At 37.4% G+C, this 15,752-nt stretch carries 12 protein-coding genes and 1 rRNA gene; 7 read left to right on the forward strand and 6 right to left on the reverse strand.

Annotated elements, in window-relative coordinates:
• Nucleotides 1–15: 15 nt before the first annotated feature.
• The 6 genes from mnmG to rpmH form a co-directional block, all read right to left on the reverse strand.
• Nucleotides 16–1,905 (reverse strand): tRNA uridine-5-carboxymethylaminomethyl(34) synthesis enzyme MnmG, encoded by a 1,890-nt coding sequence (mnmG, locus tag LJC66_RS26685; RefSeq protein ID WP_195695635.1) that lies wholly within the window; start codon nucleotides 1,903–1,905, stop codon nucleotides 16–18.
• Nucleotides 1,906–1,927: 22 nt separating this feature from the next.
• Nucleotides 1,928–3,316 (reverse strand): tRNA uridine-5-carboxymethylaminomethyl(34) synthesis GTPase MnmE, encoded by a 1,389-nt coding sequence (gene mnmE / locus LJC66_RS26690; protein WP_013085566.1) that lies wholly within the window; start codon nucleotides 3,314–3,316, stop codon nucleotides 1,928–1,930.
• Nucleotides 3,317–3,621: 305 nt separating this feature from the next.
• Nucleotides 3,622–4,251, reverse strand: coding sequence for an RNA-binding cell elongation regulator Jag/EloR (gene jag / locus LJC66_RS26695; protein ID WP_050691086.1), 630 nt, complete (start codon nucleotides 4,249–4,251; stop codon nucleotides 3,622–3,624).
• The gene (spoIIIJ, locus tag LJC66_RS26700) at nucleotides 4,248–5,012 is read right to left on the reverse strand and encodes a YidC family membrane integrase SpoIIIJ (RefSeq protein ID WP_028409767.1); all 765 of its coding nucleotides are present in this window, start codon (nucleotides 5,010–5,012) and stop codon (nucleotides 4,248–4,250) included. Before spoIIIJ ends, jag begins: the two co-directional genes overlap by 4 nt.
• Nucleotides 5,013–5,127: 115 nt before the next feature.
• The gene (gene rnpA, locus LJC66_RS26705) at nucleotides 5,128–5,481 is read right to left on the reverse strand and encodes a ribonuclease P protein component (RefSeq protein WP_013059929.1); all 354 of its coding nucleotides are present in this window, start codon (nucleotides 5,479–5,481) and stop codon (nucleotides 5,128–5,130) included.
• 110 nt (nucleotides 5,482–5,591) lie between these two features.
• On the reverse strand, nucleotides 5,592–5,726 hold the full coding sequence (gene rpmH, locus LJC66_RS26710; RefSeq protein ID WP_013059930.1) for a 50S ribosomal protein L34: 135 nt from the start codon (nucleotides 5,724–5,726) through the stop codon (nucleotides 5,592–5,594).
• A 754-nt stretch (nucleotides 5,727–6,480) separates the two neighbouring features.
• Here rpmH and dnaA point away from each other — a divergent pair.
• From dnaA to LJC66_RS26745, 7 genes are all read left to right on the forward strand, one after another.
• Entirely contained in the window at nucleotides 6,481–7,824 is a 1,344-nt protein-coding gene (gene dnaA, locus LJC66_RS26715) for a chromosomal replication initiator protein DnaA (protein ID WP_028409768.1), read from the forward strand.
• Between the two features lie 186 nt (nucleotides 7,825–8,010).
• Nucleotides 8,011–9,147: a DNA polymerase III subunit beta gene (gene dnaN, locus LJC66_RS26720; protein WP_028409769.1), complete on the forward strand. Its 1,137-nt coding sequence runs from the start codon at nucleotides 8,011–8,013 to the stop codon at nucleotides 9,145–9,147.
• Between the two features lie 100 nt (nucleotides 9,148–9,247).
• A complete protein-coding gene (gene yaaA / locus LJC66_RS26725) occupies nucleotides 9,248–9,463 on the forward strand; it encodes a S4 domain-containing protein YaaA (protein WP_195695634.1) in 216 nt (71 codons plus the stop codon).
• A 14-nt stretch (nucleotides 9,464–9,477) separates the two neighbouring features.
• A complete protein-coding gene (recF, locus tag LJC66_RS26730; protein ID WP_028409770.1) occupies nucleotides 9,478–10,596 on the forward strand; it encodes a DNA replication/repair protein RecF in 1,119 nt (372 codons plus the stop codon).
• Between the two features lie 240 nt (nucleotides 10,597–10,836).
• On the forward strand, nucleotides 10,837–12,753 hold the full coding sequence (gene gyrB / locus LJC66_RS26735; protein ID WP_028411910.1) for a DNA topoisomerase (ATP-hydrolyzing) subunit B: 1,917 nt from the start codon (nucleotides 10,837–10,839) through the stop codon (nucleotides 12,751–12,753).
• A gap of 126 nt (nucleotides 12,754–12,879) precedes the next feature.
• Nucleotides 12,880–15,390, forward strand: a complete 2,511-nt coding sequence (gyrA, locus tag LJC66_RS26740; protein WP_013054825.1) for a DNA gyrase subunit A — start codon at nucleotides 12,880–12,882, stop codon at nucleotides 15,388–15,390.
• 262 nt (nucleotides 15,391–15,652) lie between these two features.
• Nucleotides 15,653–15,752 (forward strand): 16S ribosomal RNA (locus LJC66_RS26745); the annotation flags it as partial.

A 15,752-nucleotide genomic window follows, 5' to 3' on the forward strand; every position in this document is an offset into this window, starting at 1 on the left:
TCGCGCCTAAGAGTTTTAATCATTTGATACTTTAGCGATGCGCCCTTGTTCAATATAAACAAGCAAGATTGAAATATCAGCTGGGTTGACTCCAGAAATACGTGAAGCTTGCGCTACCGTTAGTGGACGCACTTGGTTTAATTTTTGACGTGCTTCTGTAGCTAAACCGTTAATTGCATCATAATCGATATAATCAGGAATCTTTTTGTTTTCTAACTTCTTCAAGCGTTCAACTTGCTGAAGTGATTTCTGAATATATCCTTCGTATTTCACCTGAATTTCTACTTGTTCAGCTACTTCAGGATCTACCGTCTCGTCAGCTGGTGCTAATTGATGAATATGAGTATATGTCATTTCAGGGCGGCGAAGTAAATCTGTCGCACGAATGCCATCTTTTAATTCACTTCCGCCAGCTTCTTTAATCAGTTGTTGAACAGCTTCATTCGGTTTAATAATAAAGGAGAAAAGACGTTTCTTCTCTTGCTCGATTTCCGCTTTCTTTTGTTCAAATTTAGCATAGCGCTCATCGCTGATTAATCCTAGTTCACGACCAATTTCAGTAAGACGTAAATCAGCGTTATCGTGACGAAGCAATAAACGATATTCTGCACGAGACGTTAGTAGACGATACGGTTCATTTGTTCCTTTTGTTACTAAATCATCCACCAATACACCGATATAAGCATCAGAACGTCCTAAGATGACTTCTTCTTGTTCCAGCGCTCTTCTTCCCGCGTTAATTCCAGCAAGAAGACCTTGGCCTGCAGCTTCTTCATAACCAGATGTTCCGTTAATTTGTCCAGCCGTATAAAGATTTTTAATTTTCTTCGTTTCAAGCGTTGGCCATAACTGAGTCGGAACAATTGCATCATATTCAATAGCATAGCCCGCACGCATCATTTGGACTTTTTCAAGACCAGGAATTGTCGCAAGCATTTGACGCTGTACATGCTCAGGAAGGCTCGTTGATAGGCCTTGAACATATACTTCTTGCGTATTTCGTCCTTCTGGCTCTAAGAAAATTTGGTGACGCGGTTTATCATTAAATCGCACAACCTTATCTTCAATAGATGGACAGTAGCGTGGTCCAGTACCTTTGATCATCCCAGAATACATAGGAGATAAGTGGAGGTTGTCATCAATAATTTGATGAGTTTGTTCACTTGTATATGTTAACCAGCAAGGCAGTTGATCTGTAATGTACTGTGTTGTTTCGTATGAGAAAGCACGAGGCACATCATCCCCAGGCTGAATCTCCGTTTTGCTGTAATCAATAGTTGAGCTATTAACACGAGGTGGAGTTCCTGTTTTAAAACGGACCATATCCAGTCCTAACTCCTCTAAGTGTTCAGAAAGCTTAATAGCTGGTTGTTGATTATTAGGACCGCTTGAATATTTTAGTTCACCTAAAATAATTTCCCCGCGTAAGAATGTCCCTGTCGTAATAACAACTGTTTTAGCTTTATACACAGCTCCCGTTTGAGTGACAACGCCCGTACATACACCGTCTTCTACGATTAACTTTTCTACCATGCCTTGCATAAGCGTTAGATTTTCTTCATTTTCTAATGTTTTTTTCATTTCATGCTGATAAGCAAATTTATCTGCTTGAGCTCTAAGTGCTCGAACGGCTGGACCTTTTCCTGTGTTTAACATTCTCATTTGAATATGAGTTTTATCGATATTTCTACCCATTTCTCCGCCAAGAGCATCAATTTCACGTACTACAATACCTTTTGCAGGACCGCCTACAGAAGGGTTGCAGGGCATAAACGCCACCATGTCTAAGTTAATGGTCAAGGTTAACGTTTTAGCACCCATACGCGCAGAAGCAAGTGCCGCTTCACAACCTGCATGACCTGCTCCAATGACAATAACATCATATTGTCCACCTTCATATTGCATAATAGTAGCCTCCTTTAATAATCTATTTTCCTAAACAGAATTGAGAGAACAACTGATCAATTAAGCTTTCGTGAACAGCATCACCAATAATTTCACCTAATAGTTCCCACGTTCTTGTTAAATCAATTTGGACGATATCGATTGGAACACCACTTTCAATGCCTGTGATGGCCTCATCGATAGCTCCTCTTGCTTGCGTTAAAAGCGCAATATGTCTCGTATTAGATAAATATGTTAAATCTTGAGATTCAATTGTCCCTCCAAAGAAAAGAGCTGCGATTGCTTCTTCAAGCTGATCTACTCCTTGTTCTTGAAGAAGCGAAGTCGTCACTATTGGATGATCACCAGCAAATTGCTGCACTTCCTCTAGATTAATTTTTTGCTCAAGATCTGTTTTATTCACAATCACGATAACGTCCATGCCTTTTACAGCTTCAAATAGCTTTTTATCTTCGTCCGTTAGTTCTTCATTAAAATTCAACACAAGCAAAATTAAATCTGCTTCTTTCAAATACTGACGAGAGCGTTCCACACCAATTCGTTCTACAATATCTTCTGTTTCACGAATTCCAGCTGTATCAACTAATCGCAGAGGAACTCCTCGCACGTTGACGTACTCTTCGATTACATCTCGCGTCGTTCCGGGAATGTCTGTGACAATGGCCTTTGCATCTTGCACTAAACTATTTAGAAGAGAAGATTTCCCTACATTAGGACGTCCAATAATAACCGTCGCCAATCCTTCTCTTAAAATTTTCCCTTGATGAGAGGTTTGAAGAAGCTTATCAATTTCTTGGCGTACATTTGAAGCTTTTTCAATCAATACTTGGTGAGTCATTTCCTCTACATCGTCATATTCTGGGTAGTCAATGTTTACTTCTACGTGGGCAAGTGTTTCCAGAATTTCCTGTCGTAAATGACGTACTAGTTTGGACAAACGCCCTTCCATTTGGCCAATCGCCATATTCATCGCTTTATCTGTTTTGGCACGAATTAAATCCATGACAGCTTCTGCTTGTGATAAGTCTACTCGACCATTTAAAAATGCTCGTTTTGTAAACTCACCCGGCTCAGCTAAACGGGCACCATTTGCAATAACTAACTGCAGCACACGATTAACGGATACGATTCCTCCGTGACAGTTAATTTCAATAATGTCTTCTCTAGTAAATGTCTTGGGACCTTTCATAATGGAAAGCATCACTTCTTCGACGACTTGCTCTGTCTTGGGATCTACGATATGACCGTAGTGAATAGTATGAGAAGCTACGTCTGTTAATCGTTTGTTCGAAACGCTTTTAAAGATACGATCTGCAATCGTAATGGCTTCTTCACCACTCAGGCGGACGATGGCAATAGCTCCCTCTCCCATTGGTGTAGAAATGGCCGCAATTGTATCAAAATCTAACACCAACTTCACCTCATTTCATTTTATAAACCTTTTATTTTAAACGATGTTATATACTATCATCGTTAACAATTTTCCACGAACAAAAACATCTATTTTAAGGCCCGTAATTTGTATGAACCAAATAAATAGAATACCACAATTCACCGATTTGGAACATCTCTAACGTTCTTCTGTTATACACAGTAAGGAAAACAGGCAGTATGTACTATTTTAACTTATCCACATGTGAATAACAACGTATGTAACTTGATTTTTTGAACGCTAGCTTGATAAAAGTAAACATAAAAAAGCACTAGCGCATTTTGCTAGTGCTTTTTTCCGACGGGCTGAACCAAAATACTTCTTTTCGGTTCTTTTCCGACAGAGTGTGTCTCAACTAAAGAATTTTTAGCTAACACTTGGTGAATCATTTTTCTTTCATGCGAAGGCATTGGTTCTAGTTGAACAGATCGATTCGTTTTAATCGCCTGATTCGCTATTTTTAATGCCAGTTTTTCGACCATTTCTTTTCGTTTTTCTCGGTAGCCTTCTGGGTTTAATACAACATTTAAAAATTGCTGACTGTATCGATTAGCTACCAGTTGTGTGAGAAGCTGGAGCGCATTAAGGGTTTGTCCATGTTTTCCAATCAACATTCCCGCAGAATCGCTACTAATCTCAATTATGCAGTTTCTCGAGGTTTTTTTGACGTTCGTATGAATCGAAATCCCCATTTCACGGCTAACATTTGTAATAAAATGAACCGCTTCCTCTACAGGGTCAACTATTTTTGTAACTTTTACAACTGCAGGTTTTCCCTTAAAGATTCCTAAAAATCCTTTTTTGCCTGGTTCAATTATTTCTACATTTGTTTGATTTCGCTCTACTTCTAAAGCATCTAATGCTTCTTGAACAGCAGCTTCAATCGTCTGGGCCGTAATTGTGATTTCGTTCATTTTTTAACCCCTTCAATATTCGCTTGTTTTAAGTCTGGCCCTTTAATGAAGTAGGTTTGAATAATCATAAATAGATTTCCCACTACCCAATAAAGAGATAAGGCGGCTGGAAAATTGATTGCAAAAACTACAATCATGATCGGCATAACCCAAAGCATCATAGCCATTTGAGGATTTTGACTTGCATTCCCGGCCATCATCATCTTTTGCTGAATAAACGTTGTGATTCCTGCGACAATTGGTAAGATAAATAGCGGGTCACGCGCACCTAAATCAAACCATAAAAAGCTGTTGTTTGCGATTTCCGACGTTCGTGTAATCGCGTGGAAAATCCCAATAAGAATGGGCATTTGAATTAGAATTGGAAAGCATCCAGCTAAAGGATTTACTCCGTAAGTTTGAAATAATGCCATCGTTTCTTTCTGCAATTGCTGCTGCGTCTGGGCATCTTTTGAACTGTACTTCTCCTTTAACTTCTGCATTTCCGGCTGAAGCGTCTGCATTGCTTTCGTGTTTCTCATCTGTTTAATCATAAGCGGTAGAATAAGTAAGCGAATCAGGATTGTGACAACGATAATCGCAACTCCATAGCTTTTAAATACCTCCGCCAGATACGTAATGACTAATGACAGCGGATACACAACATACTCATTCCAAAAACCTTTACTATCATCTGTAATAGGTTGGTTAATTTCCGTACAACCCGCTAAAACAGTTAATAGAAAGATAAGCGTTATTCCTAAAAACAACTTCTTCTTCACCTGTTTTTCCTCCTTCTACATGTTCACCTTTCAATTCTGAAAGTGCGTCAAAATCCATTATATAAGGATGCGGTAGAAAAACAACAGCTATTAAAGGGTTTTCTTCTATTGTTTATTAATCGTTTTGTCTATGTGTAAGTAATTTGCCACGCTTAAAGACATGCTGCAAGCTGCTTTTAATTTCTTCATAGCTCATTGTTGCAGCAGGCTGCCTTGCAATTACAATATAATCTTTGTCTTGCTTTAAATACGGTGTGAATTCAAACATAATTTGTTTAGCAAGGCGCTTAACTCGATTACGAGTCACGGCATTTCCAATCTTTTTGCCCACAGAGAATCCTACGCGGAAATGTTCTTGATCCGGTTTGTCTAGAACATACAAGACAAATTGGCGATTTGCTACGGACTTGCCCTTTTTAAAAACTGTTTGAAATTCATCATTCTTTTTTATACGATATCTTTTTTTCATTTTTAACAACTCCTGCCCTTTTTCAGGTCATGCTCTTATGTAGTCCCTACAGGAACAGAGGTGATTTTAGTCTTATAAAGCGAAAAAAGACCACTGGCGTCAGTGGTCTATTATGCTGATAATACTTTTCTTCCTTTACGACGACGACGAGCTAAAACTTTACGTCCATTCGCTGAGCTCATACGAGCGCGGAAACCGTGTACTTTACTGTGCTTACGTTTGTTTGGTTGGTAAGTTCTTTTCATCTATAAACACCTCCTCGAGGAATAACTGAAAAAGACAGTCCTTGCAATTATAATGAAAAGACTAAGAAGATGTCAATGTTATTTAAAAAATAAAATTTTCAATCTCTTGGTTTCATTATCTGTTTTACTCAATCTTCTTCATTCTAATATTTTTATAACCCAATTGTCTATACCTAATCAATAAAATTCATTGATTTATTAAAGAAAAAAATTTTCCTTTTTATCACTTTTTCTTTCTCTAGCAGATGCGATCGCATCGTTACTGAACAAAACTACAACAACAAATGTTATAAAAAGCCTCTTTTTTATTCAAATTCTTCTCTTAAACCTTTGTGGATAAGTTTTTTCGACATTTTTCTACTTTTCCATTCCTTATCGACAACTCATGCACACTATCTTGTGTTGTGGAAAACTTTTCTCCACAAGGTGTAGTGATTGTGGATAAGTTTCGAAAATTCATTGCATCATGCCGAATTCTTTGATATTATATTTTTGTTTTCACTCTTAATTACTTTTCCACAGTTGGTTTTTATCCACAGACTGTGGAAAACTTGTGGACATCATTTCCACTATCACTGTATAAAGTTATCCACACCATGTGGAATCTGTCGAATAGTCGGCTTTCTTCTATAATATATATTTACCCACATAATAGAAATTGTATAAATATAAATTTTTTATGCATAAGGTTTTGTACAGGTTGTACAAGAGTTGTACAAAGCGCATAAAAGCTAGAAAAAGGAGGGATTGCTCGTTGGAAAACATTCATGATTTATGGAATAGAGCTTTAGATCAAATTGAAAAAAAATTAAGCAAACCTAGTTTTGAAACCTGGCTCAAATCGACAAAAGCTCATGCTTTACAGGGAGACACGCTCATTATTACTGCGCCTAATGATTTTGCACGGGACTGGTTAGAATCTAGGTATTCTAATTTAATTGCTGAAACACTTTACGATCTTACGGGGGAAGAGTTAGATGTGAAATTTATTATTCCTCCTAACCAGGCCGAGGAAGAATTCGATATTCAAACTCCTAAAAAGAAAGTCAATAAAGACGAAGGATCAGAATTTCCTCAAAGCATGCTAAATTCGAAGTATACCTTTGATACATTTGTTATCGGATCTGGAAATCGATTTGCGCATGCAGCTTCTTTAGCAGTAGCAGAAGCGCCGGCTAAAGCCTATAATCCGCTTTTTATTTACGGGGGAGTAGGATTAGGCAAAACACACTTAATGCACGCCATAGGCCACTATGTGTTAGATCATAATCCTGCCGCTAAAGTCGTGTACTTATCATCTGAAAAATTCACAAATGAGTTTATTAACTCTATTCGTGATAATAAAGCAGTAGAATTCCGTAACAAATACCGTAATGTAGATGTTTTACTAATTGATGATATTCAATTCTTAGCAGGTAAAGAGCAAACACAAGAAGAATTTTTCCATACGTTTAATACGCTTCACGAAGAAAGCAAGCAGATTGTCATCTCAAGTGACCGACCGCCGAAAGAAATTCCTACACTTGAAGACCGACTTCGCTCTCGCTTTGAATGGGGCCTTATTACAGACATCACACCACCAGATTTAGAAACACGAATTGCTATTTTGCGAAAAAAAGCCAAAGCGGACGGCTTAGTTATTCCAAATGAAGTTATGCTTTATATCGCCAATCAGATTGATTCAAATATTAGAGAATTAGAAGGAGCACTTATTCGTGTAGTAGCTTATTCTTCACTAATTAATAAAGATATAAACGCTGATTTAGCAGCAGAAGCATTAAAAGATATCATTCCTAGTTCAAAACCTAGGGTTATTACGATTCAAGACATCCAACAGATTGTTGGACAAGAATTTAATATAAAATTAGATGATTTCAAAGCGAAGAAACGTACAAAGTCAGTAGCGTTTCCTAGACAAATTGCCATGTACCTTTCTCGCGAATTAACGGATTTTTCGCTGCCTAAAATTGGAGAAGAGTTTGGCGGGCGAGACCATACTACTGTCATCCATGCGCATGAAAAAATCTCAAAACTTGTTCAAACAGATACTGACCTACAAAAACAAATTAAAGAAATAAGTGAATCACTAAAAATATAGGCTTTTTTTACTTGTATTTTGTGTATAAGTGAGTTAGGATTGTACACAGTCTGTCCACATGTGGATAGGCTGTGTTCTCACGTTTTTGGGGGTTATCCACATTTCCACAGCCCCTATTACTACTACTATCTTAAAATATAATAAATAATAAGCTTTTAAACCTACTTTTAAGGAGGATTAATTATTATGAAATTTATCATACAGAAAGACTATCTAGTTCAAAGCGTTCAAGATGTTATGAAAGCTGTATCTTCTAGAACAACAATTCCAATTTTAACGGGGATTAAAATTGTAGCGACTGAAGAAGGTGTTACCTTAACCGGAAGTGATTCGGATATTTCAATTGAATCGTTTATTCCAAACGAAGAAGAAGGAAAAGAGATTGTTGATATCCACAAACCTGGAAGCGTTGTTCTCCCAGCTCGTTTCTTTAGTGAAATCGTCAAAAAGCTTCCTAAAGACATTGTAGAATTAGACGTCCAAAGTCACTTTTTAACAATCATTCGTTCAGGAAAAGCTGAATTTAACTTAAATGGTTTAGATGCAGAAGAGTATCCTCATTTGCCACAGATCGAAGAAAACAACATGTTTAGATTACCGACGGACTTATTAAAAAACATGATTCGACAAACTGTCTTTGCAGTGTCCACCTCAGAAACACGACCTATCTTGACAGGTGTAAACTGGAAAGTCGATGGCAAGGAATTAACGTGTATTGCCACTGACAGTCACCGTCTAGCTTTGCGAAAAGCGACCATTGAAACTGGAAATGAAGCAACGTATAATGTGGTTATTCCAGGTAAAAGTTTAAGTGAATTCAGTAAGATCCTTGATGATTCTCATGAATTAGTAGACATTGTTATCACGGAAAATCAAGTATTATTCAAAACAAAACACTTACTGTTCTTCTCAAGATTATTGGACGGAAATTATCCTGATACTTCAAGATTGATCCCAGCCGATAGTAAAACGGATGTTATATTGAACGTAAAAGAATTCTTACAATCGATTGACCGCGCTTCTTTATTAGCTCGTGAAGGAAGAAACAACGTAGTAAAACTATCTACGCTGGATGAAGGGATTGTTGAAATTTCTTCTAACTCTCCTGAAATCGGAAAAGTAATTGAAGAGGTACAAAGTCAGTCTATCTCAGGAGAAGAATTAAAAATTTCTTTTAGCGCAAAATATATGTTAGACGCATTAAAAGCGCTCGAAGGAACAGATATCAAAATTAACTTCACTGGTGCGATGCGTCCATTTGTCATTCGAACATTAGAGGATGATTCAATGCTGCAGCTGATTTTACCAGTGCGAACATATTAAATCTCAGAAAGCTACTAGCATGCCGTACTAGTAGCTTTCTTTTCTCAAGGAGAATTATTTAGTAAAATAGAGATACATCATTAGAAAGTGAGAGAGTCGCATGAAAACAAAGGTTAAAATTTCAACTGAATACATTACGCTTGGCCAGTTTTTAAAACTAGCAGACGTCATTCAAACAGGTGGAATGGTAAAATGGTTTTTAAGTGAGCACGAAGTATATGTGAACGGGGAGCTAGAAGAGCGCCGCGGACGTAAATTATATGCAAATGACGAAGTGGATATACCGGCTGCAGGATCATTTGTTGTTATTACTTAAAGTTGGTGAAACGTTTGTATATTAAAGAAATTACTTTAACAAATTACCGAAACTATACGAAGACAACGATTCCTTTTGAAAATAAAGTAAACGTCATTTTGGGTGAAAACGCACAGGGTAAAACAAACGTGATGGAATCGATCTTCGTATTATCTATGGCTAAATCTCATCGTACATCCAACGATAAAGAATTAATTAAATGGGACTGTGAGTATGCAAAGCTATCGGGCATTGTAGAAAAGCATAGAGGGCCTGTTACACTGGATTTAGTCATCTCAACAAAAGGGAAAAAAGCAAAATATAATCACATTGAGCAGAAAAAACTCAGTCAATATATAGGATCAATTAACACTGTCATGTTTGCTCCGGAGGATTTGAACCTAGTTAAAGGGAGTCCGCAAGTAAGGCGCAAATTTATCGATATGGAAATTGGTCAAGTTTCGCCTGTGTACATGCATGATTTAAGCAGGTATCAAAAGATTTTGCAGCAAAGAAATCAATATTTGAAGCAGCTGCAGACAAAAAAACAAACGGATCTTTCACTTTTAGACGTACTTACGTTACAGTTAAGTGAAATGGCGGCGAAAATCTTAAAAAAACGTTTTGAGTTTTTACAGTTACTCCAACAGTGGGCAGAGCCTATTCATAAAGGGATCAGTCGAGGCTTAGAAACATTAAAAATTGAGTATAAGAATTCAATTGATGTATCAGAAGATGCAGATTTGTCGAAAATGTTAGAAGCATATCATCAAAAGTTTGATAAAATAAAAAGTAGAGAAATTGATAGAGGTGTCACCTTAGCAGGACCACACCGTGATGATCTTCTTTTCTACGTTAATGAAAAAGACGTTCAAACATTTGGTTCACAAGGGCAACAGCGGACGACTGCTTTATCGTTAAAGCTTGCTGAAATTGAGTTAATTCATCAAGAAGTAGGTGAATATCCAATCTTGCTTTTAGACGACGTATTGTCTGAATTAGATGATTTTCGTCAATCACACTTGCTAAATACCATTCAAGGAAAAGTTCAGACGTTTGTAACGACAACGAGCATTGAAGGAATTCATCACGAGACCTTAGAAAAAGCCGCTACATATCACGTAGAAGCTGGCCAAATTCAAAAGGTCAAATAGCAATTGATCTGTCTAAAAACTTTTCGCAAGGCAATCTAACTGAAATATGATATCATTATAGTTTTAAGTCTATATAGTTCAACTCGTACCCTCGATTATGAAAATTTTGTGCATAAGTAAACAAATGGCAAATACATTAAAGGCTCCGTATTATTTCCACATAATATTCGAAAAACATAATACAAAATGATAAATACAGCAGTTTGCTGTTAAAAAAAAGTGTAGGTGATACATTTGACGATGGAACAAAAAGAAGTACAAGCATATGAAGCTGATCAGATACAAGTATTAGAAGGATTAGAAGCTGTTCGTAAACGTCCGGGGATGTATATTGGATCGACGAGCGCAAAGGGTTTACATCATCTTGTATGGGAAATTGTAGATAATAGTATTGATGAAGCGCTGGCCGGCTATTGCGATGAAATTAATGTTATTATCGAAAAGGATAATAGTATTACAGTCAAAGATAACGGTCGTGGAATTCCGGTTGGTATTCAAGAAAAAATGGGCAGACCTGCCGTTGAAGTTATCTTAACGGTTCTTCATGCCGGAGGTAAATTTGGCGGCGGCGGCTATAAAGTATCCGGTGGATTACACGGTGTAGGTGCCTCAGTTGTTAACGCACTTTCTACCTCTTTGGAAGTACACGTACATCGTGACGGTAAAGTTCATTATCAAAAATATGAACGAGGTGTACCAGCTGCTGACTTAAAAGTAGTCGGAGAAACAGATAAAACAGGTACTGTTATTCAATTCCATCCAGACGGTGAAATTTTTACAGAAACGCTTGAATACGATTTTGATACGTTAGCTAATCGTCTGCGTGAGTTAGCTTTCTTAAATCGAGGCATTAAAATTACGATTGAAGACAAACGTGAAGAAGATAAAAGACGTGAATATCACTATGAAGGCGGAATTAAGTCTTACGTTGAACACTTAAACCGTTCGAAAGAAGTGATTCACGAAGAGCCGATCTATATTGAAGGTAATCGAGACAACATTTCTGTAGAAATTGCTATTCAATATAACGATAGCTATACAAGTAATTTATATTCTTTTGCAAACAACATTCACACATATGAAGGTGGAACGCACGAAGCAGGATTTAAAACAGCGTTAACGCGTGTAATTAACGACTATGCACGTAAAAACAGCGTATTTAAAGACAGTGACGCCAATTTAACGGGTGAAGATGTTCGTGAAGGAATTACAGCTATCATCTCTATTAAGCATCCAGATCCGCAGTTCGAAGGACAAACAAAAACAAAGCTGGGAAATAGTGAAGCAAGAACAATTACTGACTCCGTATTTGCAGAACACTTAGAAACTTACTTGCTAGAGAACCCTATTGTGGCGAAAAAGGTAATTGAAAAAGGTTTAATGGCTGCAAGAGCAAGAATGGCAGCTAAAAAAGCTCGTGAGCTTACAAGACGTAAAAGCGCGCTTGAAATTTCAAACTTACCGGGTAAATTAGCAGATTGTTCATCAAAAGATCCTTCTATTAGCGAACTGTATGTAGTAGAGGGTGACTCTGCCGGAGGTTCAGCTAAGCAGGGAAGAAGCCGTCATTTCCAAGCTATTTTGCCTTTGCGTGGTAAAATTATCAACGTAGAGAAAGCGCGTTTAGATAAAATTTTATCTAATAACGAAATTCGTACAATCATTACCGCTCTAGGAACGGGTATTGGTGACGATTTTGATATTTCGAAAGCCCGCTACCATAAAATTGTGATTATGACAGATGCAGACGTAGACGGTGCGCATATTCGTACGCTTCTTCTAACGTTCTTCTATCGCTATATGAGACAGATTATTGAGCACGGATATGTGTACATTGCCCAGCCGCCTCTTTACAAAGTTTCACAAGGTAAAAAAGTGGAGTACGCGTACAACGATCGTCAATTAGAAGAGGTATTAGCTTCTTTCCCTGAAGGCGCAAAACCAAACCTTCAGCGTTACAAAGGTTTAGGAGAGATGAATCCTGAACAACTATGGGAAACAACAATGGATCCAGAATTCCGTACCCTTCTTCAGGTGAACTTGCAAGATGCAATTGAAGCTGATGAGACATTTGAAATTTTAATGGGCGACAAAGTAGAACCACGCCGTAATTTCATTGAAGAAAATGCTCAGTACGTAAAAAATCTCGATATTTAAATGAACGGTAATACCCTTTATATTTTTTACAAAGGGTATATAAACGTCAGGATAGAGATAGGTTCTATCCTGCGTTTACATATATATGAATTACTATACTGAACTTCGCGAAGGAGGTTCTTATCGATGTCAGATAAACCAAACTCTCAAATAAGAGAAGTAAATATTAGTCAAGAAATGCGCGCATCCTTTTTAGATTATGCAATGAGCGTAATTGTATCGCGTGCTTTACCAGATGTAAGAGACGGACTTAAGCCCGTGCACCGTCGTATTTTATATGCAATGAATGATTTAGGTATGGGATCGGATAAGCCATATAAAAAATCAGCTCGTATCGTAGGAGAAGTAATTGGTAAGTATCACCCACACGGTGACTCAGCTGTATATGAAACCATGGTTCGTATGGCACAAGATTTTAGCTATCGTTATATGCTAATTGACGGTCATGGAAACTTTGGATCTGTTGATGGAGATGCAGCAGCAGCTATGCGTTATACAGAAGCAAGAATGTCAAAAGTTTCGATGGAACTTTTACGTGACATCAATAAAGATACAATTGATTACCAAGATAACTATGATGGTTCTGAACGTGAACCAATTGTATTACCTGCTAGATTTCCAAATTTACTTGTAAACGGTTCAGCCGGAATTGCGGTAGGTATGGCGACAAATATTCCTCCGCATCAGTTAGGGGAAGTCATTGACGGCGTTTTAGCTGTAAGTCAAGACCCTGATATCACAATTGCAGAGTTAATGGAGATTATTCCAGGACCGGATTTCCCAACTGCAGGACAAATTCTTGGCCGCAGCGGAATTCGTAAAGCTTATGAAACTGGAAAAGGTTCTATTATTGTTCGCGCAAAAGTAGAAATTGAAGAACAAAGCAATGGTAAACAAACTATTATTGTTCATGAACTACCATACCAAGTAAATAAAGCAAAGCTAATTGAAAAAATTGCCGAGCTAGCTCGTGATAAGAAGATTGATGGAATTACGGATTTACGAGATGAGTCTGACCGTTCGGGTATGCGTATTGTTATTGAAGTAAGACGTGATGCAAATGCAAATGTTTTATTAAACAACTTATATAAGCAGACATCTCTTCAAACAAGTTTTGGCATTAACACCCTTGCGTTAGTAGATGGACAGCCAAAAGTATTGAACTTGAAGCAATGTCTACAGTACTACTTAGACCATCAGGTAGTGGTTATTCGCCGTCGTACTGAATTTGAACTTCGAAAAGCAGAAGCACGTGCGCATATTTTAGAAGGTTTAAAGATTGCTCTTGATAATTTAGATGCCGTTATTGCTTTAATTAGAGGTTCTCAAACAACAGATATTGCACGTGAAGGATTAATGACTCAGTTTTCATTATCTGAAAAACAAGCGCAAGCTATTTTGGATATGCGACTACAGCGTTTAACAGGATTAGAGCGAGAGAAGATTGAAGCGGAATACCAATCTTTATTAGCGCTAATTGCTGAATTAAAAGCTATTTTAGCAGATGAAGAAAAAGTATTAGAAATTATTAGAGAAGAACTAATAGAAGTAAAAGAAAGATTCAATGACGGACGTCGAACAGAAATCGTAAGCGGAGGAGCGGAAATTATCGAAGACGAGGATCTGATTCCTCGCCAAGATATTGTTATTAGCTTAACGCACAACGGCTATATTAAACGTTTGCCTGTTTCTACGTATAAGAGTCAGCGAAGAGGCGGAAGAGGTATTCAAGGAATGAATACAAACGAAGATGATTTCGTTGAACATCTTCTAACAACTTCTACTCATGATACGATTCTCTTCTTTACAAATAAGGGAAAAGTCTATCGGACAAAAGGATACGAAATTCCAGAGTACGGAAGAACGGCTAAAGGGATACCTATTATTAACTTGTTAGAAGTAGACAAAGGTGAGTGGGTAAATGCCATCATTCGCGTCGATGAATTTGTAGACGATTGGTATCTATTCTTTACTACAAAACAAGGAATTTCTAAGCGTACACCTTTATCTTCTTTTGAGAACATTCGAAATAGTGGACTTATCGCCTTGAATTTAAGAGAAGAAGATGAATTGATTTCTGTTAAATTGACAGATGGTAAGCGCGATATGGTTATTGGAACGAAGAAGGGTATGTTAATTCGTTTTAATGAAAATGATGTTCGTTCAATGGGACGTACGGCTACTGGAGTTAAAGGGATCACTCTCGATTCAGAAGATGAAGTAATCGGTATGGAGATTCTCGAAGAACAATCAGATGTCTTGATCATTACGAAAAATGGCTACGGAAAACGTACGCCGATTGAAGAATATCGTGTACAAACAAGAGGCGGTAAAGGTTTAAGAACATGTAATATCACTGATAAAAATGGTGATGTTGTCGCACTGAAATGCGTATCTCAAGAAGAAGATATTATGCTTATCACAGTAAGCGGCGTTCTTATCCGTGTTTCTGTTTCAGATATTTCACAGATGGGCCGTAACACACAAGGTGTCAAAGTCATCCGTTTAGGAGACGAAGAGTTTGTTTCAACGGTTGCAAAAGTACAAACTTCAGAAGATGAAGACGAAGTATTAGATGAATTAGATGAACATGAAGAGACAGATATAATAATTGAAGCTGAAGAAACGGAAGAATAAAAAGAGCCCCTGAAAAATCAGGGGCTTTTTTTATGTAAAAAAACCTTGCCATAGGCTTTTCATTTTGGTAATATATAAAAAGTCAGCAAAATACATATAAGTTTTTAGTAGTTTTAAAAAAGTTATATAAAAGTGTTGACAACGATTCTTATAAAGTGTTATTATATAGGAGTCGCTTTAAGACAAGAGTTCTTTGAAAACTGAACGAAATAGTAAACGTCAACGTTAATTTTTATTTTTTAAATTGAGCAAGTCAAACATTTCTTCGGAGAGTTTGATCCTGGCTCAGGATGAACGCTGGCGGCGTGCCTAATACATGCAAGTCGAGCGAACTGATTAGAAGCTTGCTTCTATGACGTTAG

It is taken from the genome of Priestia sp. TSO9, from assembly GCF_021029645.1.
Lineage (GTDB): Bacteria > Bacillota > Bacilli > Bacillales > Bacillaceae_H > Priestia > Priestia megaterium_E.

What these genes read in the sequence shown, in the direction of transcription:
- mnmG (WP_195695635.1), bottom strand. Translation starts at nt 1,905, where the DNA reads ATGCAATATGAAGGTGGACAATATGATGTTATTGTCATTGGAGCAGGT.
- jag (WP_050691086.1), bottom strand. Translation starts at nt 4,251, where the DNA reads ATGAACGAAATCACAATTACGGCCCAGACGATTGAAGCTGCTGTTCAA.
- rnpA (WP_013059929.1), bottom strand. Translation starts at nt 5,481, where the DNA reads ATGAAAAAAAGATATCGTATAAAAAAGAATGATGAATTTCAAACAGTT.
- rpmH (WP_013059930.1), bottom strand. Translation starts at nt 5,726, where the DNA reads ATGAAAAGAACTTACCAACCAAACAAACGTAAGCACAGTAAAGTACAC.
- dnaN (WP_028409769.1), top strand. Translation starts at nt 8,011, where the DNA reads ATGAAATTTATCATACAGAAAGACTATCTAGTTCAAAGCGTTCAAGAT.
- yaaA (WP_195695634.1), top strand. Translation starts at nt 9,248, where the DNA reads ATGAAAACAAAGGTTAAAATTTCAACTGAATACATTACGCTTGGCCAG.
- gyrB (WP_028411910.1), top strand. Translation starts at nt 10,837, where the DNA reads ATGGAACAAAAAGAAGTACAAGCATATGAAGCTGATCAGATACAAGTA.
- gyrA (WP_013054825.1), top strand. Translation starts at nt 12,880, where the DNA reads ATGTCAGATAAACCAAACTCTCAAATAAGAGAAGTAAATATTAGTCAA.